Raw genomic sequence first — 25,900 nt, forward strand, 5'->3', positions numbered from 1 at the left:
GGCCTTGCCGGCGATGCGCTGCGCCAGCAGTGCCCGGGCCAGGCCATGTGCCCGCCGCCTTCGCGGGCGAGGCCCGCTCCCACAAGGTACTGGTCAACGAACCAGGCGGGTGCCGCGCCAAAGGGATGTGGGGCATCCACTGAGCCAGCAATACCCTGCCCCGACCGATCTGAATCCATCTCCCACCAGCCAAACAACCGCCCGTTGACGCCTCGACGGTCTTGTATTAATTTACAGCTTCCCGCGACCCGACAGGACGGGCACCCCCATGACCCTGCCCCGCTCGACCCTCGTCTGCCTGGACGAGACGCCCTGGTTCCACGTGATCTCGCGCTGGGTACGTCGCGCCCTTCTCTGCGCTCAGGATCACTTCACCGGCAACCGCGACGCGCATCGTCGCGGCAGGATTGAGGACTGCATCCTGGAACGGGCCTCGGTGTTTGCCATTGAGGGAAAGGCCACATGAGCCAGTTGCTCGACCCCACGAATGATTATGTCTTCAAGCGCCTGTTGACCACCGCCCCGGATCTGCTGGTGGCCCTGATCAATGATCTGCGCCCCGACCTGCCAAACATCACTTCTGCAGAGGTACTCAACCCCAGCATCGAACCCAGTGAACTCACCGGCAAGTACATCATCCTTGATGTGCTGGCCCGCGATGGGCAAGGCCACTGCTACAATGTGGAGATACAGGTGCGCCGCTATGGGGCCTGGCACAAGCGGGGATTGTTCTATCTGGCTCGCACACTGGGCAACCAACTGGGCGCGGGCGAGGACTATGAGCAATTGCGCGCCTCGGTGGGCTTGCATCTGCTGGACTTCGATCTATTCACCCACACGGAGGCAGAGCGCCGGCAGGCCGTGTGGCGCTTTGAGATGCGCGATGAAACCCAGCCCGAGGTCACGCTGGGGAACATCCTGCAGATGAACCTGATCGAACTGAAAAAGGCCGACATCCTGTGCCTGCCGCCCGGGCCGTTGTCGGACTGGATCACCTTCTTCAAGCACTGGCGAGAGGAATTGACCATGGCCAAGATCGCCCACGAGCCGGTCCAGCAGGCGGTGAGCCGCCTCAAGGAATTGAGCGCTGACGAGGAAGCCCGCCGCCTGGCCTTCGTGCGCGAGCGCGCCCTGAGGGACGAGGTGTCGCTGCTGAATGATGCCAAGCGGGAAGGGCGTGAGGAAGGGCGTCATGAGGGCTTTGAAGGATTGCTGCGCGCCCAACTGGTGTTCAAGTTCGGTGAACTTCCCGGTTGGGTGGATGAGCGCTTATCAACGGCATCCGATGAACAATTGAATTCCTGGGGCACCCGGCTGCTGACGGCCAACAGCCTGAACGAGCTATTCGGGTAGCAGGCCATCGCACCGCCTAAATCGCCATCCAGCTTCGATTTTTCTGGCCAGGTCGTAGTGGACACAAATTAAGCAGCAACTGCTGAGCGAGGCTGCTGCCCCCCCTCCTCGCTTTGTCACCCCCCGTGGGAGCTGGCCTTGCCGGCGATGCGCTGCGCCAGCAGCGCCGAGGCCAAGCCACGTGCCCACCGCTTTCGCGGGCGGGGCCAAGTACCGCTGGACCAGCATCGGCCCCTTGAACAGGCAGCTCCAGCGCCGCAGCACCTCGTCATCGGACCAGCGACCGGCTTGGGTCGGCTCCAGCTTGACCACCAGGTGATAATGATTGGACATGACTGCGTAGGCGGCGATGTCCACGGCGAACAGGGAGGCCGGCAGCCGGATACGGTCCTCGATCCATTGCCGGCGGTGTTCAAAGCTCTTGCCAGTGGCATGATCCTGGCCACACAGGAAGGTGCGCCGCACACAGCGCGAGACGACGTGGTAGTACGGGGTGTCAGTGACCGATATCTGCTGGCAACGGGGGCGTGGCATGTGTCCCTCCTGGACGGTTTTTTCCCGGTCGAATCCTTGCTGATTCTAACGCACCAACAGCCCCGCCTCCTTCACCACCACACGTGGCGATGCACCAATATCATACGTATAATAAAACGTACTATATTACACCCCCCCCCCCCCCCCCCACGGAGGATCGTTATGGCATCCCTATTGGATCGTCCTGAAGATGCAGTCTCTGCGACATCCATGGCACGAGGTTTCAGCGCTCATCTCAAGGAAGTATCGGCCCGACAGACCGACAGGCTTGTCATCTTCAAGGATAATCAGCCCGTTGCGGTAATGATGAATGTGCAGGCGTATCAAGACCTTGTCGATGAACTGGAAGATCTGCGCATTGAGGCGGTGGCACGGGATCGGTTAACCACTTATCAGGTCGACCAAGCCGTCTCCCATGAAGATATGCGCTCCCTTTTCGAGCAAGGCGACTGACCCGTGACATGGAAGGTGATCTACCATCCGGGCGTCCGGCAAGACCTGGAGCGATTGGGTTCTGCTGCTGCCAAACGGGTTCTTGATGTCATTGAGGAGCGCATTCGTGATGGCGAACCCGAAAAGCTGGGAAGGCTGCTGCGTGGTGCCTTGGCCGATTGCCGACGAATCCGAACGGGTAATACCCGGATCGTGTACAGGGTGGATGGAGACGCCATACAGGTGCTGATCATTGCTGTGGGTGCGAGACGTGACAAGGAGGTCTACAAGCTCGCCGACCAGCGTGCCTGAACAATGGCCGGCATCCGGCACAAGGGACAGGCACTCTTGACCATCCGCATCATCTCGGCACGCCAAGGGACAGACACCTTTTACAAAGAAATGGGGACAGACACCTTTTGCCACTCCAGTCACATCTGAAAACCCTTATGTTTATCCTGCTCCCGCCCGTGATACTGGCTTTGGGCATGGGGGCAGCCATCCAGGGAAACTGGCTGCCGGAACTCCCCCAGGGGCTGGTGGAGGCACTGCCGTGGCTGATGGGCGGGCTGGCAGGGGTGCTGGCTTTTCTCTACGGCCGCACGCGCACGCTCATCTGCGTGGCTCTGGTGTTGATGGTCTATCTGGGCATCATGCTCCATATCCGGCCCATGGCCCTAGCGCCCGGTGCGGATCCACTGCCTGAACTGGGCTATGCGCTCATGACAATGCTGATCCCGATGGTGTTCATGGCCAATGCCTTCTGGTCCGAACGCTATCACCTGATGATGGATCTGCTGCTTCGCCTGGCCGCCTTCGGGGGGCTGGCGGGAATAGCCATCTTCCTCGCCATGAATGATCCGGACAGGATGGCTGACCTGCTGCTGACCATCTACCTGCCCGCGCTGCACTGGGATGCTTACGGCATGCCCCAGCTGTCGTTTTGGAGTCTGGTGCTGTGCCTGGGCATCATGGGGTTCTTCCTGATACGTCGGCCCAGCCCCCAATGGGCCGGGCAGTGGATCACCCTGGCGGGTATCGGCTGGATGCTGCCGCAACTGTTCCATGCCTACGCGGTGCACGTGTTCACCGCCACCCTGCTGCTGATCCTGGCCATCGCCGTGATTCATGAATCCTTCCAGATGGCTTTTCGGGATGATCTGACTGGCCTGCCCGGTCGTCGCGCGCTCAACGAACGACTGCAGCGCCTGGGACGTCGCTATACCATCGCCATGACCGACGTGGATCATTTCAAGAAATTCAACGACACCCACGGGCATGACCTGGGCGACCAGGTGCTGCGGGTGGTGGCAGCCCAACTCCGCAAGGTCAGCGGTGGAGGGCGCGCCTACCGCTACGGTGGCGAAGAGTTCACCATCGTCTTTCCCGGCAAGACGGTGGAACAGTGTGTTCCCCATCTGGAAGATGTCAGGGAGGCCATTGAGGCCTACGAGATCGCCGTTCGCGACGAATCATCCCGCCCGGGTAGCAAGCGGGAGGGCCGGGCAAGGCGTGGCCAAGGCAAGGCGAAAAAGGTGTCGGTCACCATCAGCATGGGCGTGGCTGAACGCAGCCAGGCGCATCCTGATCCAGAAACCGTCATCAAGGCGGCCGATCAGGCGCTGTATGCCGCCAAACAAGCCGGACGCAATCAGGTATGTGCGGCGGAGTAACATGCAAAAAGGGGACAGACACCTTTTAGTCCCAGCAGCGTAAAAAGGTGTCTGTCCCCTTTCTGATGGGAACATACAGGGACTGATCGGGCTCCAATGTTCATGTGTAGGATTAAACCTACGAGGCTCTGATGAACCAGGCACCCCCCGGCCGCAGGGCCGGATTGATCATGTTGATCCTGTTCTGGGTGCTGGCCCTGGGGACGGGTACGTGGGTGTATCAGGGGGTGCTGGATGGGCAGCGCAATCCCAACACGCATCTGGTGCACAGCCTCGGCGATGGGGATGGCAGCATTACGCTGGAGCGCAACCGGGCGGGGCATTTTGTGGCCACCGGCCGGATCAACGGGGAGCCCGTGGATTTCCTTCTGGATACCGGTGCCACTTATGTGGCCGTGCCTGCCCATCTGGCGGAGCGGCTTGGTCTGCCCCGGGAGCATCGGGCCACGTTCAACACGGCCAATGGGCGTGTTCAGGGGCATCTCACCACGCTGGATGATGTGAGACTGGGAGATCTCTCGGCCCGTGGCGTGCGCGGCGCCATCACGCCGGGGCTGGAGGGGGATTTTGCCTTGCTGGGGATGAGCTATCTGGGGCGCTTTGATATCCAGATCCGTGGTTCGACGATGGTGTTGCAGCCGCCTCAATAAAATGGGGACAGACACCTTTTCCGCGAGCGGAAAAGGTGTCTGTCCCCATTTTATAACTCCCGCCAGGCGGTGATCTGTGGATGCTCGAAGGCGGCGTCCCACAGCCCGCGTTCGCGCAGATTGTCCAGGGCTTCGGGGCTGTAGCGGATGTTGATGTTGCCTGAGAGGTCGTCGAATAAGTTGCCATCGCCACCGGCCAGGGAAATCACCGAGCCGAAGATGTTCACTGAGGCCTTGTCCGCATTCAAGTGCGCGCCTTCGAGCAGGATCACCAGACCCTCGAAGGTAATCGACATACCCTCGCCTGGGTGGAGTGTGACCTGATCGGAGATCACCAGGATGCCCGCCCCATGCACATCCCCGCTCACACCGACGCTGCCCCCGCCTTCCACATGGTGGATACGCGGAGAGTCGCGTTTGCCGATGAAGTCTTGAACGTACACAGAACCGACCGAATTACCGCTTTGGTCTGCGAGCGGCTGGCCATTGATCAACGGCCCCCCATCAGCATCAAGCTGTACATGCTTTCGCTCTGGATGCGTGACGAGTTGCTCCACGTAATCCTTCCAGTCGCTTGCGCTTGTGCCGGAAGGGTTGCCGCCCCCCGTGCTGACCCCCTCACTCACCATGATGGGAGCGGGTTCGCCATGGATCCGCTCCAACATGGTTTCGACTGAACGCGGCCCTTCCGCAGTGCTGCCCGCGTCTCCCAGCACCAGGTAGAGCCCTGCAAGAGAAGGCGCCTCGGCTAACGCCTCTGGCAAGTTTTCGGGGGGATTGTCGGGGCATGTGCCCGAGGTGCAGACATAGCCATCATCACTGCTTGGCAGCGGCCAGACCCGGCCGTCAAAGAGCAAGTCGAAGCTGTCGCTCTGGACATCGACATCGTCGTCCAAAGCACACGCAGCACCAAAACAATGATAGGCCCCTTCAGGATGAGGCCCTCCAAGGCCGGCATTCAGGGTGATCTGAAGGGTGCGCTGAGCGGCGGTGTTACCCACACCACCCACTACCTTCACGGTCATTGCGCTGCCATGGGTTTCGGGAGTCTCGGCGATCCACCACTGGGCCGGATGCTCGCCAGAGACATCATGAGGACCCATGCCGTCAAGATCTTCAATCAATACGTCGGGATCCAGCCGGTTCGAGTCTTCGTAACCGAGCCTGGCCTGGGCGAGGACCCTGGCCACCCCCGTCTCAGCCGCCATGAACGCATCGGTGCCCTGCTTCTGATTACCGGCGATGCGCTCCTGAAGGTGGGCTGAGGTCATCCCGCTCACGCCGATCAGCGTGGCCAGCGACAGCATCACCAATGAAACAATCAGGACCGCTCCCTGCTCCTTGACGGGTCTGTAGTGCATGAGGACCTCCTATCCCTGTATCGACGATGTATCTTCTGATTAAAGCGCCAATCCGGCCGACAAACAGCGCATTGGTTCAAATTTTCCGCAATCGGCACGACCCTCTGGGAAACACCCAGGCGGCGCCCCAACGTAAACTCATCAAGAGCGGTATACTCTCCCCCCATTTTCCAGAAGGAGCACCCTATGCGACCCAGCGGCCGCGCCCCGGATCAGTTGCGACCCATCCGTTTCACCCGGGGATTCACCTCCCATGCAGAAGGCTCGGTGCTGGTGGAGTATGGCAATACCCGGGTGATCTGCACCGCCTCGGTGAGCGATCGGGTGCCGCCCTTCCTCAAGGGCAAGGGGCGTGGCTGGGTAACGGCGGAATACGGGATGCTGCCCCGGGCCACCCATGATCGGGTGCCCCGCGAGGCGGCCCGGGGCAAGCAGGGAGGTCGCACGGTGGAGATCCAGCGCCTGATTGGTCGCAGCCTGCGGGCGGCCGTGAACCTGGAGGCCCTGGGTGAGCGTCAGATCACCGTGGACTGCGACGTGATCCAGGCCGATGGTGGCACCCGCACCGCCTCCATCAGCGGTGGTTACGTGGCCCTGGTGGACGCCATTGCTGCCCTCAAGGCCAAGGGCCAGATCAAGCGCAACCCGCTGTTTGGCAGCGTGGCCGCGGTGTCCGCCGGCATCTACAAGGGCACACCGGTGCTGGACCTGGATTACCCGGAGGACTCCGAAGCCGAGACCGACATGAATGTGGTGATGAACGAGGCCGGTGGTTTCATCGAGGTGCAGGGCACGGCCGAGGGCCATGCCTTCCGTCCGGAGGAATTGCAGGCCATGCTGGAACTGGCCCAGAAGGGCATCGGCGAGATCATCACCGCACAGCAGGCGGCGCTGGCGCTGTAAGCGTCGCCCGCCTTGATGATGGGAGACTGAAGATGAAGATCGTGCTGGCCACCGGCAACCAGGGCAAGGTTCGGGAATTCGCGCAACTCCTGGCCCAAAGCGGCCACGAGGTGGTGCCCCAGTCGGACTTTCAGGTGCCCGAGGCCGAGGAAACCGGCCTGAGCTTTGTGGAGAACGCCATCCTCAAGGCCCGCAACGCCGCCGCTCACACCGGCCTGCCCGCCATGGCCGATGACTCGGGCATCGAGGTGGACGCCCTGGACGGCGCCCCGGGCATCTATTCCGCCCGCTATGCCGGCCCCAATGCCTCGGCCGAGGACAACAACGTCAAGCTGCTCAAGGCCGTGCGGGAGATCCCCGCCTCGGGGCGCATTGCCCGTTTTCGCTGCGTGATCGCCTTTTTGCGGCACGCCGAGGACCCCTCGCCCATCATCGCCGAGGGCAGTTGGGAGGGCATGATCGCGCCGGGGCCCGCCGGTGATGGCGGGCATGGCTACGACCCCATCTTCCTGGATGCCGAACTGGGCATGACGGCGGCGCAGATGAGCAGTGACGAGAAGAATCGCCGCAGCCATCGGGGTCAGGCACTGCGGGCCTTCCTGGCACGGCTGGAGGCCGTGTAGGGCGCTGACCTGAGCGCATGCCCCGATGTTTGCCTCGCTGCCCGCCCCCCCGTTGTCCTTGTACATCCACCTGCCCTGGTGTGTGCGCAAATGCCCTTATTGCGACTTCAACTCCCATGCGGCGGACTCCACCCCCGAGGCCGACTACATCGATGCCCTGATCACCGACCTGGAGGCGGATCTGCCGCTGGTGTGGGGGCGGCGACTGGAGAGCATTTTCCTGGGGGGCGGCACCCCCAGCCTGTTCAGCCCCGAAGCCATTGACCGCCTGCTGAGCGCCATCCGCGCCCGACTCACCTGCCGGCCGGGGATCGAAATCACCATGGAGGCCAATCCTGGCACGGTGGAACAACACCGTTTTCAGGGCTATCGAGAAGCCGGGGTAAACCGGCTCTCCATCGGCGTGCAGAGCTTCGATGATGAACTGCTTCAGCGCCTGGAGCGGATTCATACGGGGGATGAGGCCCATGGCGCCGTGGCGGCGGCCCGTGCAGCGGGCTTTGACAACCTGAACCTGGACCTGATGTTCGGGCTGCCGGGGCAGGGCCTGGATCAGGCCCTGCAGGATCTGGACACGGCCCTGGCGCTGCGACCCGAGCACCTGAGCTGGTACGAACTGACCCTGGAGCCCAACACCCGCTTCGCGACCTATCCGCCGCCCACGTTGCCCGATGAAGACACCCAGTGGGACATGCAGCAGGCGGGGGATGAGCGACTCCAGGCGGCAGGTTACGCCCATTACGAGGTCTCGGCCCATGCCCTGCCCGGGCGGCAATGCATCCACAACCTGAACTACTGGCACTTTGGCGATTATCTGGGCATCGGCGCTGGCGCCCATGGCAAGCTCACCCTGCCTGGCGAGGGGCGCATCCTGCGCCGCTGGAAACAACGTCAGCCCCAGGCGTTCATGGACGAGGCCCGTGCGGGGTCGGCGGTGGCCGGGGAGCGCGCCCTCACGGTGGCAGATGCGGGCTTTGAATTCATGCTCAATGGGCTACGCTTGAGGAAAGGGGTGACGGTGGAGATGTTCACCGCCCACACCGGGCTCACACCGGAGGTGCTGCAGCCGGCCCGTGGCCGGGCGGTGGAGAGGGGGTTGCTGGCGGACCATGCTGATCGGCTGGTGGCCACAGAGTTGGGGCGGCGGTATCTCAACGATCTGGTGGGGATGTTTTTGGAGGATCAACCATGACCCATCCGCTGGAATTCATCACCACCCAATGCCCCCACTGCGGCGAGACATTCGAAACCCGCGTGGACATCCTGGAGCTGGGCGACAGCTACGTGGAGGACTGCCCCACTTGCTGCAGCCCCATCGAATTCCATATCCAGGAAGGTATGAACGGGGAACTGGACGTCACCGTGCGCCGCGAAAACGACTGATGCTCAGGGCTTGCCGGGCATCTTCGGCACCCACACCATCACCTTCTCCAGCAGTTCGCCATCCAGTTGCGCCTCGGCGGTGAAGCGGCCTGCGTAGGCCTCGTCCTCCTGCCCCAGTTCGTAGCAGTTGGAACCGCTGATATCCATGAGCACCGCCGGTATGCCCGCATTGCGAAAGGCATGGATGCGCTTGAGGTAGAAGTGGCTGCAGCACATGCCCACGTAAGCGGGCTCACCTCGGGCCTGCATCTGCTCCAGCACCTGGCACAGATGCTCAAAACGAGTGATGGTCACCACCTCCAGCCCCCGCTCCCGGGCCAGACGGTAGGCCTCGCCCACCTCGCAGGCCCCGCATTCCGGGCAGCCATCCTCGTGACGCCACCGGCACCAGGCCGGTTTGGCGCAATAGGGCACCAGCATCACCGTGGCCCGATCCAGGATCTGCCGGGCGGTCTCGTTGCCACTCACCCGATGCACCATCAACCGGTTGGCCTGCCAGCTGGACAGCCCCAGGGCCTGCTCGGAGCGACGCCCCAGGGCCAGGCGCAGCAGCAGCGACAACTCATCGGGCCCGAAACCGGGCGTCTGCCCCGCTTCGGCTCGAAGGCGCCGGATCAGGCGCACCTCGGCGGCATCCATGGGCGCACCCGTGATGGCATCGGCCAGGGAGTCGAACAGGTCGGGGGGTGAAACATGCACAGCACCGGCGAACACAGCCTGCTCGATCACGCTTCCCTGTGCATCGGGTGTGAGGCGCAGATGCAACACGCCGCCGGCGGTGGGCAGGAAGGCCTCCCAGCGATCCTGACGCTGATGGGACCAATCTTCCCGCAGGGCCGGATTCACGGAAGGCGGTGGCCTGCCCTGATCCAGCACCATCCAGCGATCAGGCGGCGCGGCCACTGGCTCCAGGGCCAGTTCCTTCATCAGTGCCTGGGATGCCGCCGCCTTGGCCACTTCCATGTCCGGGGCGTCGCCGGGGAGGTCCCCCAGGGTGATGAAGCGCTGACGGGCACTGAGGATGCCCTGGGTACTGAGCTTTTCCCGGGGCGCGCGCAGTACCTTGAGCAGCACTTCGGTGTCCAGGTCCTCCAGCAGGACCGCCTGGTAGAGCACCGACTCGGCATCCATGGCCAGAAAACCGGACCCCAGCTTGCGGCCATCCACTTCCAGGTCGTTGGGAAACGCCGTGCGCACGGGCACGCCCAGGCTTTGCAGGGCGCGGGCCAGGGCCCGGTTGAGGCGGGCCATGAGGGCAGTGAGGGTATCCCCCTCCCCCAGCCAGTGCCGGGGCAGGGTCAGGCTCAGGCAGCATTGTTCCGGGGCCAGGTACAAGGCCCCGCCGCCGGTGAGGCGACGCACCACGGGAATACCCACCTCGGCACAGTACGCCTCGCGCACCGCATGGCACCCGGCCTCGAAGCGGCCAAGGCTGGCGGTGGGCTGGTAGCGATGAAACCGCAGCCGCGCCTCATCTGCAGCCACGCACCCCTCCAGGTGGAGGCGGTCCCGCGCGGCCTGCACGGAACCCGGCGCGGCCGGCTCGCTCCACACCCGGCAGGGCCGGGTGCTCATGCCGATAAGCTCTCCTGCCAGTTCATGCCGGCCTCGCCCTTCCAGTAGCCGTTGGAGAACCGTGGGTACAGGCCCCTGATCTGCTCCATGGCCTGAGCGGAGGAGCGGGTGCCGTCAATGCAGTCGCGGAAGGCCTGGATCACCTGCTCGGTGCCCTCGGGCTCGGGGGAGATGCGCAGCACCTCCACGCCCATGTCCAGCAACTCCGGCACGGCCTCGATGAGGTTGCAGGGGTCGGCGGACTGCAATTCGATGCCATTGATGGTGAGAAAGCCCTTGCCGTCCTGAGTGGACATGGACAGACCGCCGGGGTAGTCGATGCAGGCCAGCTCGCAGCTGTCCTTGGGCAGGTTGCGGGCCCGGGCGGTGAAGCAGCGAGCGGAGAAGGCCAGGGGCAGACGCCCGAAACCCCACACCTCGGTCTCCAGCCCCTCGGGCCGGGCCGCGTGCATGGCTGCCAGGATGTCCCGGGACAGCTCCACCGGCATCACCCAGCGCACGGCGCCCACGTCGGCCAGCTCCTTGAGGGTGCCAGCGTTATAGGTGTTGATGTGAGGGCCGGCCACGAAGGGCTTGCCCATGGAGAGGCCCAGGCCGGTGGCATCGTTGGCCTCGATCATGTAGCGGCCGTTGTTCACCAGACGCTCCAGGGCCAGCTGCTCGGATTCTGCCTCCATGAGGGCCAGGGTGGACATGACCACCGTCTTGCCAGACTCGCTCAGGCGATCGGCCAGCTCCAGCCAGTCAGCGGCACGCAACTCGCGGCGCTTGGAGCACACCGTCTCGCCCAGATAGACGATATCCACCGGGGCGGTTTCGATGGCCTTGTAGAAGTCCATGACCCGTTCGCGGGGCCAGTAGTATGGAATCGGTCCCAGAGAAAGTTTCATTGCCAGGCTCTATGCAAGGCACCCAGGGTCTGGGTGCGTCCTTCGGACATGCCGGCGAGCTGCTCGGCCCATTCCGGCTTCGGCTTGTAGTTGTCGGGGTTGGCGTGCACCGCATCCAGGGCCTGACGCATCACCTGCGTGGCCTTGCCCACGTAGGCGGGGCTGCGCTGGCGACCTTCCAGCTTGATGGCCTTGACGCCCGCTTTCAGCAGATCGGGCAGGATGTCCAGGGTGCTCAGGCTGGTGGGTTCCTCGATGGCATACACGGTGTCCTGGCCGTCACCCACGTGATAGCGGCCCTTGCAGATCACCGGGTAACCGGCACTCTCGCCTTCCCGGAAGGTGTCGATGAGCACGCCGTTGAGGCGGGCCTCGCGGCCCCGGTCGGTCTCGATCCAGCGCACCGAGTGGGCCGGGGAGCAGGCACCCTTGGTGTTGGGGGAGTCGCCGGTGGCATAGGAGGACAGCATGCAGCGCCCTTCCACCATCACGCACAGGCTGCCAAAACCGAATACCTCGATGTCCACCTTGGTGCGCTCGATCACCTGGGCCACCTGGGACAGGGACAGCACCCGGGGTAGCACGGCACGGCGCACGCCATAGCGGTCGTGATAGAAGTTGAGGGCCTCGGCGGTGGTGGCCGAGCCCTGCACGGACAGGTGCAGGGTGAGATCGGGATGATTGTCGGCGGCATGGCGCATCAGGCCCAGGTCCGCCAGGATGACGGCATCCACGCCCTCGACAGCAGCGGCGTCCACCGCCTCGGTGGCGGCCTTCCAGATATCCGGCTGGGGATAGGTATTCAGGGCCATGTACACCTTGGTGCCCTTGCCATGGGCATAGGCGATGCCCTTGGCCAGGGCCTTGCGATCGAAGTTCAGGCCCGGAAAGTTACGGGCATTGGTCTCGCCGCGCAGGCTCAGGTAGACGGCGTCGGCGCCGTGGTCCACCGCCGTGCGCAGCGCGGGCAGGCCGCCGGCAGGGCAGACCAGCTCCATACGTTGTGGGTTCATCAACAACTCTCCTGGGTTCCGGGAAGGTGACTGTCTGGGTAGGGATGGCGCGCACCCTGGCGGGTGCCCCGGCGCATGAGTTCCTGTTCGATGCCGTTGATCGCGTTCCACTTGCTGGCACACCAGTCGGGGGCCAGCAGCAGGGGTTCGCGGGCAGTGGCGGTCAGGCGGTGGAACACCACCTCGGGCGGGGTCATCTCGATGAGGTCAACGGCGGTGTTCACGTATTCATTCAGGGTCCAGGGTCGGTATTCCCCGGCGCGCCATTGTCGGGCCAGCTGGGTGCCACGCACCACATGCAGGGGATGAAGCTTGAGGCCGTCGGTGCCCTCGCTGAGCACGCGGCTTAAGGTCTCGCGCTGATGCCAGGGGGTCTCGCCGGGCAGGCCGTGGATCAGGTGGGTGCACACCAGCAGGCCCCGACGGCGGGCGCGGTTCACGGCGTCCTTGTATTCGCCAAAGCCATGGCCGCGATTCACGCGGTTGAGGGTCTCGTCGAAGGCCGTCTGCAGGCCCAGCTCCAGCCAGATGAGATAGCCCTGATCCTGATAGGCGCACAGCAGGTCCAGCACCTTGTCAGGCACGCAGTCAGGGCGGGTGCCAATGGCCAGGCCCACCACGCCGGGTTGCTCCAGGGCGGCATCGTAGAGGTGCTTGAGGCGATCCACCTCGGCATAGGTGTTGGTGTAGGCCTGGAAATAGGCCAGGTAAAGACTGGCGCCGTTGCGCCGGACGATGACCTCACGCCCCTCGCGCAACTGACGGGCCACTTCGCCGCCATCCTGGCCCTGGGGGGCGAAGCTGTCGTTGTTGCAGAAGGTGCAGCCGCCGCGCCCGCGGGTGCCATCCATATTGGGGCAGACGAAACCGGCGCTCACGGTGAGCTTGTGCACCCGCTGGCCGAAACGGGCCTTGAGGTCGCGGCCCAGGGTATTCACGCGGTCACTCAGTCCCACGGGTCAGCCCACCTGGTCCAGCACGCGCCGACGGAACCCCACGCCCAGATCTCGGGCGATGGCTTCGCAGGCAGGGATATCCACACCGGCCAGGCCGTCCACGGCGGTGAGGGTCACCTCGGGCACATGGGCCCGGGCCTTGCGGGTGAAGTCCAGCAGGGCGGCATGGGCGCCGGGGAGTTTGGGGCGGCAGTGGCGCTCGTAGGTGAATTCGTCCTGAGCGTTCAGGGAGATGGACAGGGCATCGATGCAGCCGGCCATTTCAGGGGTCACATCGCGGCCATGCACCAGGCTGGCCAGGCCGTCGGTATTGATGCGCACGCAGCGGGCGCCCCGCGCCTTGACGTCACGGGCCACTGCCAGGATGTCATCCAGCCGCAGGGTGGGCTCGCCCAGGCCGCAGAAGACCACCGCCTCCCACTGGGCCGGGTCGCCCACCGCCTCGATCATCTCGGCCACGGTGGGGTCGGCGTGCATGCGCAGGCCATAGCCCTGCACGTCCCAGGTCTTGTTGAACTTGGGGCAGAAGGCGCAACGCAGGGTGCAGCGGTTGGTCACATTCAGGTAACGGCGCCCGTGTAGCGTGTAGCCCACCACGCGCTCGGTGTCGTGGTGGTTGGCCGTTTGTTGCATGTCGTATAGAACCTCTGTGGCATGCGGTCCGGGCGGCTGAAAACCCGCCCCGCCGACCGCGGCGCGAGTGTGCCGGGAAAGCCTACATTAAACCTCAAGTATGGGGGCGCTGTCATGCCCCGTGCCCACCCTGCCGTCTCCCCTTCTCCCGCCAGCGGGAGAGGGCTCAGGTCTTGGGCAAGGTCACTCCCCGCTGCCCCTGATACTTACCTCCCCGATCCTTGTAGGACACATCGCACAACTCATCCGACTCCAGGAACAGCATCTGCGCCACGCCTTCGTTGGCATAAATCCGCGCCGGCAGCGGCGTGGTATTGGAAAACTCCAGCGTCACATGGCCCTCCCACTCCGGCTCCAGGGGCGTTACATTGACGATCAACCCGCATCTTGCGTAGGTGCTTTTTCCGAGACAAATAGTCAGGATTGATCGTGGAATACGAAAGTATTCAAGGGTATGCGCCAGCGCAAAGGAGTTGGGGGGGATGATGCAGACATCCGACTTCACGTCCACGAAGCTGCGCTCGTCGAAGTGCTTGGGGTCGACGATGGTGGAGTTGATGTTGGTGAATACCTTGAATTCGTCCGCGCAGCGCACGTCGTAGCCGTAGCTGGAGGTGCCGTAGGAGATGATGCGCTCATCCCCGGCGTAGCGCACCTGGCCTGGCTCGAAGGGCTCGATCATGCCGTGTTCTTCCGCCATGCGGCGGATCCAGTGGTCGGATTTGATGGCCATGGGTCAGCTGTTCTGGATGACGATGTTGGGGAACTTGGAGCTGAAGTCCTTGGCCTGGGTGGCCAGGCGCGCAGCGGAGCGGCGGGCGATCTCCCGGTAGATCTCGGCCACGCGACCGTCGGGATCGGCCACCACGGTGGGGTTGCCGCTATCCACCTGCTCGCGGATATGCATGTCCAGCGGCAGGGCACCCAGGAAGTCGGCGCCATACTCCTCGGCCATGCGCTCACCGCCGCCCTGCCCGAAGATGTACTCCTCGTGACCGCAGTTGGAGCAGATGTGGATGCTCATGTTCTCCACCACACCCAGCACCGGCACTTCCACCTTTTCGAACATCTTCAGGCCCTTGCGGGCATCCAGCAGGGCGATGTCCTGGGGGTGGTGACGATGATGGCACCGCTCACCGGGATCTTCTGGGCCAGGGTGAGCTGGGTATCGCCGGTGCCCGGAGGCAGGTCAATGATCAGGTAATCCAGTTCCGACCAGTTGGTGTCGCGCAGCAACTGTTCCAGGGCCTGGGTGACCATGGGGCCACGCCAGATCATGGGGGTGTCCTCTTCGATGAGGAAGCCGATGGACATGGCCTGCAGACCATGATTTTCCATGGGCTCCATGGTCTTGCCGTCCTTGGTCTCCGGCTTGCCGGAGATGCCCAGCATGCGCGGCTGGCTGGGGCCGTAGATGTCGGCGTCCAGGATGCCCACCGTGGCGCCTTCGGCCTTCAGGGCCAGGGCCAGGTTGACGGCGGTGGTGGACTTGCCCACGCCGCCCTTGCCGGAGGCCACGGCGATGATGTTCTTGATGCCCTCCAGGGGCTTGAGGGTGCGCTGCACCGCATGGGCGACGATGCGGGTGGCAATGTTCACCGTCACCTGATCAACGCCGTCGATGGCCTTGAGCTTGTCCTCCACCATGCGGGTGAGCTCGCCATGCCAGCCAGCCGCCGGGTAACCCAGGCTCAGCTGCACGGTCACCGTGGCGCCATCCATCTGGATGTCCTTCACCTCATTGGCGGACACAAGGTCCTTGTCCAGGTAGGGGTCCTGGATCTCCTTGAGGGCCGTTTCAATCTTGAGCCGAGACACTTCCGCCATGTTCATCACTCCGCAATCTTGCAATTCCCGCGATTCTACACGATGGCGCCCTGACCCCAACCCCTGTGCCCGCCATGTCTTGCTGGCCCGTCCACCATTAAACTGTTAACTTCAACGGTTTTCCCCGTAGCGTCCCGATCATGACATCCGACACCCGCAACATCCTCGTCACCAGCGCCCTGCCCTATGCCAACGGCCCCATCCACCTGGGGCATCTGGTGGAATACATCCAGACGGACATATGGGTGCGCTTTCAGAAGACCCGCGGCCATCGCTGCCTGTACGTGTGCGCCGACGACGCCCACGGCACGCCCATCATGCTCAAGGCCCGCAGCGAGAACATCACCCCGGATGAACTCATCGAACGCATCGGCCAGGAACACCGCCAGGACTTTGCCGGTTTTCTGGTGGATTTTGACAACTACCACAGCACCCACTCCCCCGAGAACCGGCATTTTGCCGAGCTTATCTACGGTCGCCTGAAGGAAAAGGGCCACATCGCCCAGCGCACCATCCGCCAGGCCTACGACCCGGAGGCGGGCATGTTCCTGCCCGACCGCTTCATCAAGGGCGAATGCCCCCGCTGCGGCGCCGCCGACCAGTACGGCGACTCCTGCGAGGCCTGCGGTGCCACCTACACCCCCACGGACCTGAAGAACCCGGTGTCGGCCATCTCCGGCGCCACCCCGGTGGAGAGGGAATCCGAGCACTACTTCTTCCAGCTGGCCGACTTCCACAAGATGCTGCGGGACTGGACCGGCTCCGGCAGCCTGCAGGGGGAAATCCGCAACAAGCTGCGGGAGTGGTTCGAGGCGGGCCTGAACGACTGGGACATCTCCCGGGACGCCCCCTACTGGGGCTTCGAGATCCCCGATGCCCCGGGCAAGTTCTTCTATGTATGGCTGGACGCCCCCATCGGTTACATGGCCAGCTTCCAGAACTACTGTGATCAGCACGGCCTGGACTTCAACGCCTGGTGGAACCCGGACAGCGACACGGAACTGCACCACTTCATTGGCAAGGACATCGCCTACTTCCACACCCTGTTCTGGCCGGCCATGCTGCATGGCGCCGGTTTCCGCGCCCCCACGGCAGTGCACTGCCATGGCTTTCTCACCGTCAACGGCCAGAAGATGTCCAAGTCCCGGGGCACCTTCATCAAGGCCAGCACCTACCTGGAGCACCTGCAGCCGGAATATCTGCGCTATTACTTTGCCGCCAAGCTGGGCCCCGGCGTGGACGACATCGACCTGTCCCTGGACGACTTCATCGCCCGGGTGAACAGCGACCTGGTGGGCAAGGTGGTGAACATTGCCTCCCGCTGCGCCGGGTTCATTCACAAGCGCTTCGAGGGGCGGCTGGCCGACGAGTTGCCCGATGCGGACCTGTACGACCGCTTCCGTCGCGCCGGTGACGAAATCGCCGGCCTGTATGAGCGCCGCGAATTCGGCCAGGCCATGCGGGTGATCATGTCCCTGGCGGACACCGCCAACCAGTACGTGGATGAGCAAAAGCCCTGGGTGCTGGCCAAGCAGGAGGACACCCTGCCCCAGGTGCAGGGCATCTGCACCCAGGGAATCAACCTGTTCCGGGTGCTGATGACCTACCTCAAGCCGGTGCTGCCGGCCATGGCTGAACGGGCCGAGTCCTTCCTGAATGGGGAACCGCTGACCTGGGATGCGGTGGCCAGGCCCCTGACCGGCGCGCGCATCAACCCCTACGAGCCGCTGATGACCCGGGTGGACCCGGAGGCGGTCAAGGCCCTGCTGGAAGCCTCCAGGGAGAGTCTGGAACCCACGACCTCAAAACCGGCCGGCCCGCTGGCGAAGGATCCGATCCGCGATGAGATCAGCTTTGATGATTTTGCCAAGGTGGATCTGCGCATCGCCCGCATCGCTCAGGCAGAGCATGTGGAGGGGGCGGACAAGCTGCTGCGCCTCACCCTGGACCTGGGTGGCGAGACGCGCCAGGTGTTTGCCGGCATCAAGTCGGCCTATGAACCGGCGGCCCTGGAAGGCCGGTTGACAGTCATGGTGGCCAACCTGGCGCCGCGCAAGATGAAGTTTGGTGTTTCCGAGGGGATGGTGCTGGCCGCCGGGCCCGGCGGCAAGGACCTGTTCATCCTGTCGCCGGACGAGGGGGCCGAGCCGGGGATGCGGGTGAAGTGAGGTGGCGGGTTCGCCCCTCACCCTGCAGCCACCGGCAGCGGATGATCAAAACGAGGCTGCGACGGGAACGCCGCGCCGGCCCCTTGCCGGGAACGGGACTGGCGAACGCCGTCCAGTTCGGCCTCCACCTTCTTGAGCTCCCGCTCCAGACTGACCATCCGCCGGCGCAGGGCCGCTTCGCGTTGGGTGTTGCTGTATGCCTGCCCGGATACTGGGTTTGCATGGCTCATGACGGGTCACCTCTTGCGTTTTATCAATAATGATGACTCAAACCTAGCAGTCCGCTAGACTCCTTTGAAAGAATATTAAATTCTTCATCAATCACCCCAGGGCATAACCCCCCCCCCCGGATAAGCCAGCGCCCAGGTGACGGACCCGACGCCATCGGTACCCACGAGCACCCGCCCATGAAACTCCAGCAATTCCGCTACCTGCAGGCCATCGTCGAGAATAATCTCAACGTCACCGAGGCGGCCGAAAGGCTGTTCACCTCCCAGCCCGGGGTGAGCAAGCAGGTCAAACTGCTGGAAGAGGAACTGGGGCTGGAGATCTTTCATCGCAGCGGCAAGCATTTCAGCCACGTCACGCCGGCGGGTCAGAAGATCCTGGCCAGGGCGGAGAATATCCTTCGGGAGGTGGAGAACATCCGCGCCATCGCCGAAGAGTTTGGTGACGAGACGCGGGGCAGCCTGAGTATTGCCACCACGCACACCCAGGCCCGTTACTTCCTGCCACCGCTGATCAAGCGTTTTCGCGAGCGTTACCCCCAGGTGCACCTGCTGATTCACCAGGGCAACCCGGAACAGATTGCCCAGATGGCCGCCTCGGGTCAGGTGGATTTCGCCATCGCCACCGAGGCCATCGCCCTGCACCGGGAACTGATCATGGTGCCGGCATACCGCTGGCTTCATGGCGTGGTGGTGACGCCGGAGCACCCCCTGACGAAGATGAAGTCGCTCACCCTGAAGGCGGTGGCGGAGCATCCCATCGTCACCTATGTGCACGGCTTTACCGGTCGCGGCCAGTTGGAGCAGGACTTCCAGAAACAGGGGCTCACCCCGGAGGTCGTCCTGAGCGCGGCGGACTCGGACGTGATCAAGACCTATGTGCGTCTGGGGCTGGGGGCAGGCATCATCGCCCACATGGCCTTCGAGGAGGAAACCGACACGGACCTGGTGTATCTGCCGGCGGATGGGCTGTTCAGCGAGCACGTCACCCGGGTAGGCTTCCGGCGCGGCATGTATCTGCGCAGTTATATGGGATACTTCATGTCGCTGATCGCGCCACACCTGGACCAGCCAAGCCTGGAAAAGGCCCTGTCGGCCCGGAATCAGGAGGACGTGGACGCCCTGTTCGCAGGCGTGACCCTGCCGGTGCATTGATGCCACGCCAACGGCGCGCCATAACACAAAATTATTTGCATATGTATAATTGCAGAATCATGCATTCCGCACGACCCGCATCACGGCGTCACAGGATCCCACTTTCATGAAACTCCAGCAACTCCGCTATCTGCAGGCCATCGCCCGTTACAACCTCAACATCTCCGAGGCGGCGGACCGGCTGATGACCTCTCAGCCGGGCATCAGCAAGCAGATCCGCCTGCTGGAGGAGGAACTGGGCGTGCCGCTTTTCCAGCGCAACGGCAAGCACCTGTCGGGGATGACCCCGGTGGGGCGACGCATCCTGGCCTACAGCGACACCATCCTGCGTGAGGTGGAAAACATCCGCAGCGCCGCCGAAGAGGCCCGGGACGAACAGGCCGGGGATTTACGCATTGCCACCACCCATGCCCAGGCCCGCTACATCCTCCCCCCCATCGTGGACGCCTTCAAGCACCGCTTCCCCAAGGTGCGGGTGCAGATCCACCAGGGCACGCCCCGCCAGATCGCCGAGATGCTCAGTCACGATGAGGTGGACTTCATCATCGGCACCGAGCCGCTGATCCCCTCCGGTCAGGTGATCATGCTGCCCGCCTATCGCTGGAGCCATTGCGTGGTGGTGCCCGCCGGACATGAACTGGCCAGTGAAAAGGCCATCCCCCTGGAGCGTTTGGCAGACTACCCCATCGTCACCTACCTGGACGGCTTCAGCGGCCGCACCAAGATGGATGCGGACTTCCGTCGCGCCGGCCTGACACCGGACATCGTCCTCACTGCCGCCGACGCGGATGTCATCAAGACCTACGTGCGCCACGGCATGGGGGTGGGCATCATCGCCCGCATCGCCCTGGAAGCAGGCAATGACGATGATCTGGTGCCCCTGGAGACGCAACCGGCCTTTTCCGAGAACATTACCCGCATCGGCTTTCGCCGCGGCGCCTGGATGCGCAGCTACATGTTCGACTTCATCACCCTGCTGGCCCCGCACCTCACCCATGAGCAGGTGGCCAGTGCCGTTCAGGCGCTGGACCCGGAGGGCGTGGAGCGCCTGTTCGCCAACACCGACCTCCCCACCGGACAACCGGCCTGGTCCTGACCCCGTGGGATGGACGCGGGTGTCACCCTCGCGTACATTAGCCGGCTGCTTTTCCCTATGATCCCACAGGTATGGACGAACTTAACGAGCACCACGGTGACACGGCAGACGCATTGATCTCGGCGGCCCGGTTCTTCTATGAACGGGGCTGGATGCCAGCCACTGCCGGCAACCTCTCGGCCCGCCTGGACGATGATCGCATGCTGATCACCGAATCCGGCCAACACAAGGGCCGACTGGATCCGGACGGCCTGATGCTGGTGGACCTGGAGGGCAATGTATTGTCCCCCGACAAGCAGCCTTCAGCCGAGACCTTCCTGCACATCATCCTTTATCGCCGCTGGCCGCGGATCGGAGCCGTGATGCACACCCACTCGGTCAACGCCACCGTGCTCTCCCGACTCGCCCAGGGGTCACAGATCCATCTGCGGGACTACGAGATCCTCACGGCCCTGCCGGAGGTGACCTCCCATGATGCCGAAGTGATTGTGCCGGTCTTCGGCAACGAGCAGGATATACCGCAACTGGCCGCCCGGGTGGATGAGCACATGACCCAGCACCCGGAACTGCTGGGCTACCTGATCGAAGGCCACGGCTTTTACACCTGGGGCGAGGATGTGGCCCAGGCCCGGCATCATGTGGAGGCCTTCGAATTCCTGTTTGAGTGTGAACTGAACATGCGCAGACTGACCCCATGACCCAGGCCATCCTCACCGATATCGAGGGGACGCTGTCCAGCCGCGCCTTCATCCGCGACGAGCTGTTCCCCTACGCGGCGCGCCGACTGCCCGGGTTCGTGCGTGAACACAGCCGCGAGCCCGGGGTCAAACGCCTGCTGGCGGATGTACGCGCCTATGCTGGCCGCTCGCTGAACGACGAGGCCCTGATCGAACGCATGCTGGCCTGGATGGAAGTGGATCAGAAGATCACACCACTCCAGGCTCTGCAGGGGCTGGTGTGGGAAGAAGGCTTTCAGCGCGGCGACTTCGCCGGCCATGTTTACGGCGATGCCGTGGAGTGCCTTCGCGGCTGGCATGATCAGGGCTTTGCCCTTTACGTCTTCTCCTCCGGCTCCGTGCACAGCCAGCAGATGCTCCTGGGGCACAGCCAGGCCGGCGACCTGCGCCCCCTGTTCACCGAACACTTTGATACCCGAATGGGCGGCAAGAAGCAGATTGCCGCCTACAAGGTCATTGCCGAGCGCATCGGCGTGCCACCGGGGCAGATCCTCTTCCTGTCGGACACGGTGGACGAACTGGATGCCGCCGGGTCCGCCGGCCTGCGCACCACCTGCATCCGCCGCGCCGGCGATATGCGCGATGCCGGCGGGCACCCCCTTGCCGCCGACTTCCATGGGGTGAGCGTGAACGGTGACCCCAGTATCCGCCCGGTTGAAGCCAACCATGCCGGTGATTGATACTCGCCAAACGGTGGGAGATCCATGTCCGAGTTAGCACTCATTCTGGTCAGCACGGTACTGGTCAACAACTTCGTCCTGGTGAAGTTCCTGGGCCTGTGCCCGTTCATGGGCGTCTCCCGCAAGGTGGAGACCGCCGCCGGCATGGGGTTGGCCACCACCTTCGTGCTCACCCTGTCGTCCGTGGTGAGTTTCCTGGTGAACGAGTACCTGCTGGCGCCGTTCGGCCTGGAATACCTGCGTACCATCGCCTTCATCCTGGTGATCGCGGCGGTGGTGCAGTTCACCGAGATGGTGGTGCACAAGACCAGCCCCCTGCTTTATAACGTGTTGGGGATCTTTCTGCCCCTGATCACCACTAACTGTGCAGTATTGGGCGTGGCGCTCCTGAACGTGCAGGAAATGCACGGCTTTGTGGATTCGGTGGTCTACGGCCTGGGTGCCGCCATCGGCTTCTCGGTGGTGCTGGTGCTGTTCGCGGCCATGCGGGAACGCATCGCCGCCGCCGACGTACCCAAGCCGTTCAAGGGCAGCGCCATCGCCCTGGTGACCGCCGGACTCATGTCCCTGGCCTTCATGGGATTCATCGGTCTGGCCCCCTGAGGCGCTCGCCGCGCCCCTTCAAGACAGGTAACCGCCTATGCTAGCCGCCGTTCTTGTCATCAGTTCGTTGTCTGCCGTCTTCGGACTCATCCTGGGTTATTCCGCCGTGCGGTTTCGCGTGGAGAGCGATCCGGTGATCGAGCAGATCGACAACATGCTGCCGCAAACCCAGTGCGGTCAATGCGGCTTTCCCGGCTGCCGACCCTATGCCGAGGCCATCGCCGAGGGCTCGGCGGACATCAATCTGTGCCCGCCCGGGGGCAACAATACCGTGCTGGCCCTGGCCGACCTGCTGGGCCGGGATGCCAAACCCGTGGAAGGCGACGTGAAGGAAAAGGCGCGGGCGGTGATCGACGAGAACACCTGCATCGGCTGCACCCTGTGCCTGCAGGCCTGTCCGGTGGACGCCATCGTGGGCGCACCCAAGCAACTGCACACGGTGGTGGCGGCACAGTGCACCGGCTGTGAGCTGTGCATCAGCCCCTGCCCGGTGGACTGCATCCAGATGGAGCCCATCCCCAAGGATCTGAGCAGCTGGAAGTGGCCCCTGCCCCTGGAGCGTCCCGACGGGCGTGTTCGCCTGGCGGATCTGGCTCAACAGTCGGCGCCCGGCGCCTGAACCCGGACCGATGCCCCGTTTCGGTTACAATCGCACCCGATGACATCAACCCCGCACAAACTCTGGCGTTTCAACGGCGGCCTCAAACTGCCCGACCACAAGGCCGAGAGCACGCAAGAAACCGTGTTCAAGGCGCCGCTGGCCGAATACCTGACCCTGCCCCTGCGTCAGCACATCGGCGAGATGGCGCAACCGGTGGTGAAGGCCGGCGACAAGGTCTACAAGGGCCAGATCATCGCCCGATGCGACACCTATGTGGGCGCCCACATCCACGCCCCCACCTCCGGTCGCGTGCGCGGTATCGAGGAACACCCGGTGCCGCACCCCTCCGGCCTCACGGCGCCCTGCGTGGTGATCGAGGTGGACGGCGACGAGGATTGGGGCGAGCACCGCATGCCCCCCATCGAGGACCTGCAAAACCTGGATCCGGCGCGCCTGCGTCACCGGGTGCGCGAGGGCGGCCTGGTGGGCATGGGCGGCGCCGCCTTCCCCTCGGCGGTGAAGCTCAATCCCCGCCCGCAGCAGGCCATCGACACCCTGGTGGTCAACGGCGCCGAGTGCGAGCCCTACATCACCTGCGACGACATGCTCATGCGCACCCGCGCCGACGCGGTGATCCAGGGCTTGCTGCTGGTCAAGCGCACCCTGCAGCCCCGTCAGTGCCTGATCGGCATCGAGGACAACAAGCCCGAGGCGCTGCGCGCCATGACCGAGGCCCTGGGGGGCGAGGAAAACGACAACATCCGTATCGTCGCGCTACCCAGCATCTACCCGGCCGGTGGCGAACGCCAGCTGATCCGGGTGCTCACCGGTCGCGAGGTGCCCAGCGAGGGTCTGCCAGCGGACGTGGGTGTGGTGTGTCACAACGTGGGCACCCTGGCCAACATCTATCGAGCAGTGATCCGCGGCGAGCCCCTGATCTCCCGCATCGTCACCGTCACCGGCAGCGGCGTGAAGCGCCCCCGCAATCTGCGGGTGCCCTTTGGCACCCCCATCAGCCATCTGGTGGCCCATGCCGGCGGCTACAGTGACGACGTGGAGCGGCTCATCATGGGCGGCCCCATGATGGGTTTTGCCCTGGCCAGCGACCAGGTGCCCATCGTCAAGGGCACCAACTGCATCCTGGCGGCCAGAGGCGAAGAGGTGGACCCGCCCGGGCCCGTCATGCCCTGCATCCGCTGCGGCGAGTGCGTGCGGGTGTGCCCCGCCAACCTGCTGCCCCAGCAGCTTTACTGGTTCACCCGGGCGCGGGATTTCGACAAGGCCCAGGACTACAGCCTGTTCGACTGCATCGAGTGCGGCTGCTGCGCCCATGTGTGCCCCAGCAACATCCCCCTGGTACAGTTCTACCGCTTCGCCAAGAACGAGATCTGGTCCCAGGAGCGGGAAAAGCAGGAGGCGGATGCCGCCCGCGTGCGTCACGAGATGCGGCAGGAGCGCCTGGCCCGGGAAAAACGGGAAAAGGCCGAACGCATGAACCGCAAGAAGCAGGCCCTGAACGACAAGCCCGCCGAAGACAAGGCTGCGGATACGGGCAACGACCCCAAGAAGGCAGCCATCCAGGCCGCTCTGGAGCGGGCTCAGGCGAAAAAGGCGGCCCAGGGTGCCGACACCACCCCGCCCGACCAGGGCAAGCCTCCCTCAGACACCAGGACACAGGAAAAAACCCGGTGAACCGCGGCCCGGTCACCCCGGTGTCCCGCGCCTTGGTGCGGGCCGACGGGTGACCGGGCCGCCTCATTGAACAAGACGGCCACTGATGCGCTTCAAGACCTTTACATCCCCCCACATGAGCCCGGCCCGCAGCGTCAACCGGGTCATGCGACAGGTACTGTATGCCCTGGTGCCCGGCACCGTGGCCATGGCCTGGTTCTTTGGCTGGGGGGTGCTGGTCAATGTGCTGCTGGCGGTCACCGTGGCCCTGGCCGCCGAGGCGCTGATGCTGATGGCACGTCGGCGGCCGGTAAAACCGTTCGTGACGGACCTGTCGGCCGTGGTGGCCGGCTGGCTGTTCGCCCTGGCCGTGCCACCACTCACCCCCTGGTGGATCACCCTGATCGGCGTGGGCTTCGCCATTGTCGTGGCCAAGCACCTGTATGGCGGCCTGGGTTACAACCCCTTCAATCCCGCCATGGTGGGTTACGTGGCGGTGGTGATCTCCTTCCCCCGGGAGATGACCCTGTGGTTGCCGCCGGGCACCCTGGCGGACATGGCGTTCACCCTGCCCCAGACCCTGCAGGTGATCTTCCTGGGCCAGCTGCCCCCGGGCCTCACCTGGGACATGATCACCGGCGCCACGCCACTGGATCGTATCCAGACGGAGCTGGCCATGGACCGCAGCCTCAGCGACATCCAGGCCTCACCCTTTTTCGGGGCCGTGGCCGGCCGTGGATGGGAATGGATCAACCTGTTCTTCCTGCTGGGCGGCCTGTGGCTGATCCAGCGGCGGGTGATCACCTGGCATGTACCGGTGGCCATGCTGGGGTCGCTGGCGCTGATCTCCGGCCTGTTCTGGCTGATCAACCCGGAGGTGTATGCCTCACCCCTGTTCCATCTGTTCAGTGGCGCGGCCATCCTGGGTGCCTTCTTCATCGCCACCGACCCGGTCTCGGGCAGCACCACCCCCATGGGACGACTGGTGTTCGGCGCCGGGGTGGGCATCCTGGCCTACGTGATCCGCGCCTGGGGCGGCTATGCCGAAGGGGTGGCCTTCGCCATCCTGCTCATGAACATGATGGCGCCGACCATTGATCACTACACCCAGCCCCGGGTCTTCGGCAAGACCCCGGCTCGCAAGGAGGGCTGAGGA

27 protein-coding genes and 3 pseudogenes are annotated in these 25,900 nt (G+C 64.1%); 19 read left to right on the forward strand and 11 right to left on the reverse strand.

Annotated features, from left to right (window positions below; translation table 11 throughout):
* Positions 1 to 268: 268 nt before the first annotated feature.
* Positions 269 to 466, forward strand: a complete 198-nt coding sequence (locus ECTOBSL9_RS02910; protein ID WP_063463791.1) for a hypothetical protein — start codon at positions 269 to 271, stop codon at positions 464 to 466.
* Positions 463 to 1,353, forward strand: coding sequence for an Rpn family recombination-promoting nuclease/putative transposase (locus ECTOBSL9_RS02915; protein WP_063463801.1), 891 nt, complete (start codon positions 463 to 465; stop codon positions 1,351 to 1,353). Before ECTOBSL9_RS02910 ends, ECTOBSL9_RS02915 begins: the two co-directional genes overlap by 4 nt.
* A gap of 159 nt (positions 1,354 to 1,512) precedes the next feature.
* Here ECTOBSL9_RS02915 and ECTOBSL9_RS17395 read toward each other — a convergent pair.
* Positions 1,513 to 1,887: pseudogene (locus ECTOBSL9_RS17395) on the reverse strand (hypothetical protein); the annotation flags it as partial.
* A gap of 162 nt (positions 1,888 to 2,049) precedes the next feature.
* On the opposite strand from ECTOBSL9_RS17395, the gene ECTOBSL9_RS02925 reads away from it, so the two are divergent.
* The 4 genes from ECTOBSL9_RS02925 to ECTOBSL9_RS02940 all read left to right on the forward strand — a co-directional run bounded on the left by ECTOBSL9_RS02925 (position 2,050) and on the right by ECTOBSL9_RS02940 (position 4,642).
* Positions 2,050 to 2,340, forward strand: coding sequence for a type II toxin-antitoxin system Phd/YefM family antitoxin (locus tag ECTOBSL9_RS02925; protein ID WP_063463803.1), 291 nt, complete (start codon positions 2,050 to 2,052; stop codon positions 2,338 to 2,340).
* Between the two features lie 3 nt (positions 2,341 to 2,343).
* A complete protein-coding gene (locus ECTOBSL9_RS02930; RefSeq protein WP_063463804.1) occupies positions 2,344 to 2,631 on the forward strand; it encodes a type II toxin-antitoxin system RelE/ParE family toxin in 288 nt (95 codons plus the stop codon).
* Between the two features lie 137 nt (positions 2,632 to 2,768).
* Positions 2,769 to 3,992 (forward strand): diguanylate cyclase, encoded by a 1,224-nt coding sequence (locus tag ECTOBSL9_RS02935; RefSeq protein ID WP_063463805.1) that lies wholly within the window; start codon positions 2,769 to 2,771, stop codon positions 3,990 to 3,992.
* Positions 3,993 to 4,123: 131 nt separating this feature from the next.
* Positions 4,124 to 4,642 carry a TIGR02281 family clan AA aspartic protease gene (locus tag ECTOBSL9_RS02940; RefSeq protein ID WP_063463806.1) on the forward strand — a complete coding sequence of 173 codons (519 nt, stop codon included), beginning with the start codon at positions 4,124 to 4,126 and terminating at the stop codon, positions 4,640 to 4,642.
* A 50-nt stretch (positions 4,643 to 4,692) separates the two neighbouring features.
* Here the strand turns inward: ECTOBSL9_RS02940 and ECTOBSL9_RS02945 are convergent, their stop codons facing one another.
* Positions 4,693 to 6,003: a PilX N-terminal domain-containing pilus assembly protein gene (locus ECTOBSL9_RS02945; RefSeq protein WP_082829700.1), complete on the reverse strand. Its 1,311-nt coding sequence runs from the start codon at positions 6,001 to 6,003 to the stop codon at positions 4,693 to 4,695.
* Between the two features lie 186 nt (positions 6,004 to 6,189).
* Between ECTOBSL9_RS02945 and rph the strand changes: the two genes are divergently transcribed.
* From rph to ECTOBSL9_RS02965, 4 genes are read left to right on the forward strand one after another with little or no spacing between them, the layout of a single operon-like run.
* Positions 6,190 to 6,906: a ribonuclease PH gene (gene rph / locus ECTOBSL9_RS02950; protein WP_063463808.1), complete on the forward strand. Its 717-nt coding sequence runs from the start codon at positions 6,190 to 6,192 to the stop codon at positions 6,904 to 6,906.
* Between the two features lie 32 nt (positions 6,907 to 6,938).
* Positions 6,939 to 7,529, forward strand: coding sequence for an RdgB/HAM1 family non-canonical purine NTP pyrophosphatase (rdgB, locus tag ECTOBSL9_RS02955; RefSeq protein ID WP_063463809.1), 591 nt, complete (start codon positions 6,939 to 6,941; stop codon positions 7,527 to 7,529).
* 25 nt (positions 7,530 to 7,554) lie between these two features.
* Positions 7,555 to 8,721 (forward strand): radical SAM family heme chaperone HemW, encoded by a 1,167-nt coding sequence (gene hemW, locus ECTOBSL9_RS02960; RefSeq protein WP_063463810.1) that lies wholly within the window; start codon positions 7,555 to 7,557, stop codon positions 8,719 to 8,721.
* Positions 8,718 to 8,912 (forward strand): CPXCG motif-containing cysteine-rich protein, encoded by a 195-nt coding sequence (locus ECTOBSL9_RS02965; protein WP_063463811.1) that lies wholly within the window; start codon positions 8,718 to 8,720, stop codon positions 8,910 to 8,912. The genes hemW and ECTOBSL9_RS02965 overlap by 4 nt, the downstream gene beginning before the upstream one ends.
* A 3-nt stretch (positions 8,913 to 8,915) precedes the next feature.
* Here ECTOBSL9_RS02965 and ECTOBSL9_RS02970 read toward each other — a convergent pair whose 3' ends face one another.
* The 8 genes and pseudogenes from ECTOBSL9_RS02970 to ECTOBSL9_RS17795 form a co-directional block, all read right to left on the reverse strand.
* Positions 8,916 to 10,487, reverse strand: coding sequence for a DUF116 domain-containing protein (locus tag ECTOBSL9_RS02970; protein ID WP_063463812.1), 1,572 nt, complete (start codon positions 10,485 to 10,487; stop codon positions 8,916 to 8,918).
* A complete protein-coding gene (locus tag ECTOBSL9_RS02975; RefSeq protein ID WP_063463813.1) occupies positions 10,484 to 11,377 on the reverse strand; it encodes a U32 family peptidase in 894 nt (297 codons plus the stop codon). The genes ECTOBSL9_RS02970 and ECTOBSL9_RS02975 overlap by 4 nt, the downstream gene beginning before the upstream one ends.
* Positions 11,374 to 12,390, reverse strand: a complete 1,017-nt coding sequence (locus ECTOBSL9_RS02980) for a peptidase U32 family protein (protein WP_063463814.1) — start codon at positions 12,388 to 12,390, stop codon at positions 11,374 to 11,376. Before ECTOBSL9_RS02980 ends, ECTOBSL9_RS02975 begins: the two co-directional genes overlap by 4 nt.
* Entirely contained in the window at positions 12,390 to 13,346 is a 957-nt protein-coding gene (locus ECTOBSL9_RS02985) for a TIGR01212 family radical SAM protein (protein WP_063463815.1), read from the reverse strand. Before ECTOBSL9_RS02985 ends, ECTOBSL9_RS02980 begins: the two co-directional genes overlap by 1 nt.
* A 3-nt stretch (positions 13,347 to 13,349) precedes the next feature.
* Entirely contained in the window at positions 13,350 to 13,979 is a 630-nt protein-coding gene (locus ECTOBSL9_RS02990) for a TatD family nuclease-associated radical SAM protein (protein WP_063463816.1), read from the reverse strand.
* Positions 13,980 to 14,145: 166 nt separating this feature from the next.
* The gene (gene dcd, locus ECTOBSL9_RS02995; protein ID WP_063463817.1) at positions 14,146 to 14,712 is read right to left on the reverse strand and encodes a dCTP deaminase; all 567 of its coding nucleotides are present in this window, start codon (positions 14,710 to 14,712) and stop codon (positions 14,146 to 14,148) included.
* A gap of 3 nt (positions 14,713 to 14,715) precedes the next feature.
* Positions 14,716 to 15,566, reverse strand: a pseudogene (apbC, locus tag ECTOBSL9_RS03000) (iron-sulfur cluster carrier protein ApbC); the annotation flags it as partial.
* 69 nt (positions 15,567 to 15,635) lie between these two features.
* Positions 15,636 to 15,812: pseudogene (locus ECTOBSL9_RS17795) on the reverse strand (iron-sulfur cluster assembly protein); the annotation flags it as partial.
* Between the two features lie 134 nt (positions 15,813 to 15,946).
* Between ECTOBSL9_RS17795 and metG the strand changes: the two are divergent.
* Positions 15,947 to 17,974, forward strand: coding sequence for a methionine--tRNA ligase (metG, locus tag ECTOBSL9_RS03005; protein WP_063463818.1), 2,028 nt, complete (start codon positions 15,947 to 15,949; stop codon positions 17,972 to 17,974).
* Positions 17,975 to 17,991: 17 nt separating this feature from the next.
* On the opposite strand, the gene ECTOBSL9_RS03010 is transcribed toward metG, so the two are convergent.
* Entirely contained in the window at positions 17,992 to 18,204 is a 213-nt protein-coding gene (locus tag ECTOBSL9_RS03010; RefSeq protein WP_063463819.1) for a hypothetical protein, read from the reverse strand.
* A 177-nt stretch (positions 18,205 to 18,381) separates the two neighbouring features.
* On the opposite strand from ECTOBSL9_RS03010, the gene cysB reads away from it, so the two are divergent.
* From cysB to rsxD, 8 genes are all read left to right on the forward strand, one after another.
* On the forward strand, positions 18,382 to 19,356 hold the full coding sequence (cysB, locus tag ECTOBSL9_RS03015) for an HTH-type transcriptional regulator CysB (RefSeq protein ID WP_063463820.1): 975 nt from the start codon (positions 18,382 to 18,384) through the stop codon (positions 19,354 to 19,356).
* Positions 19,357 to 19,462: 106 nt separating this feature from the next.
* Positions 19,463 to 20,452, forward strand: coding sequence for a LysR substrate-binding domain-containing protein (locus ECTOBSL9_RS03020; RefSeq protein ID WP_063463821.1), 990 nt, complete (start codon positions 19,463 to 19,465; stop codon positions 20,450 to 20,452).
* 71 nt (positions 20,453 to 20,523) lie between these two features.
* On the forward strand, positions 20,524 to 21,150 hold the full coding sequence (locus tag ECTOBSL9_RS03025; protein ID WP_063463822.1) for a methylthioribulose 1-phosphate dehydratase: 627 nt from the start codon (positions 20,524 to 20,526) through the stop codon (positions 21,148 to 21,150).
* Positions 21,147 to 21,869, forward strand: coding sequence for an acireductone synthase (gene mtnC / locus ECTOBSL9_RS03030; RefSeq protein WP_063463823.1), 723 nt, complete (start codon positions 21,147 to 21,149; stop codon positions 21,867 to 21,869). Before ECTOBSL9_RS03025 ends, mtnC begins: the two co-directional genes overlap by 4 nt.
* Before the next feature lie 24 nt (positions 21,870 to 21,893).
* Entirely contained in the window at positions 21,894 to 22,472 is a 579-nt protein-coding gene (gene rsxA, locus ECTOBSL9_RS03035; RefSeq protein WP_025282454.1) for an electron transport complex subunit RsxA, read from the forward strand.
* A 37-nt stretch (positions 22,473 to 22,509) separates the two neighbouring features.
* Positions 22,510 to 23,091, forward strand: coding sequence for an electron transport complex subunit RsxB (gene rsxB, locus ECTOBSL9_RS03040; protein WP_063463824.1), 582 nt, complete (start codon positions 22,510 to 22,512; stop codon positions 23,089 to 23,091).
* A gap of 39 nt (positions 23,092 to 23,130) precedes the next feature.
* On the forward strand, positions 23,131 to 24,765 hold the full coding sequence (gene rsxC, locus ECTOBSL9_RS03045) for an electron transport complex subunit RsxC (RefSeq protein ID WP_063463825.1): 1,635 nt from the start codon (positions 23,131 to 23,133) through the stop codon (positions 24,763 to 24,765).
* Between the two features lie 85 nt (positions 24,766 to 24,850).
* Positions 24,851 to 25,897 (forward strand): electron transport complex subunit RsxD, encoded by a 1,047-nt coding sequence (gene rsxD / locus ECTOBSL9_RS03050; RefSeq protein ID WP_063463826.1) that lies wholly within the window; start codon positions 24,851 to 24,853, stop codon positions 25,895 to 25,897.
* Positions 25,898 to 25,900: the final 3 nt, after the last annotated feature.

Origin of the sequence: Ectothiorhodospira sp. BSL-9 (genome assembly GCF_001632845.1) — a bacterium.
Lineage (GTDB): Bacteria > Pseudomonadota > Gammaproteobacteria > Ectothiorhodospirales > Ectothiorhodospiraceae > Ectothiorhodospira.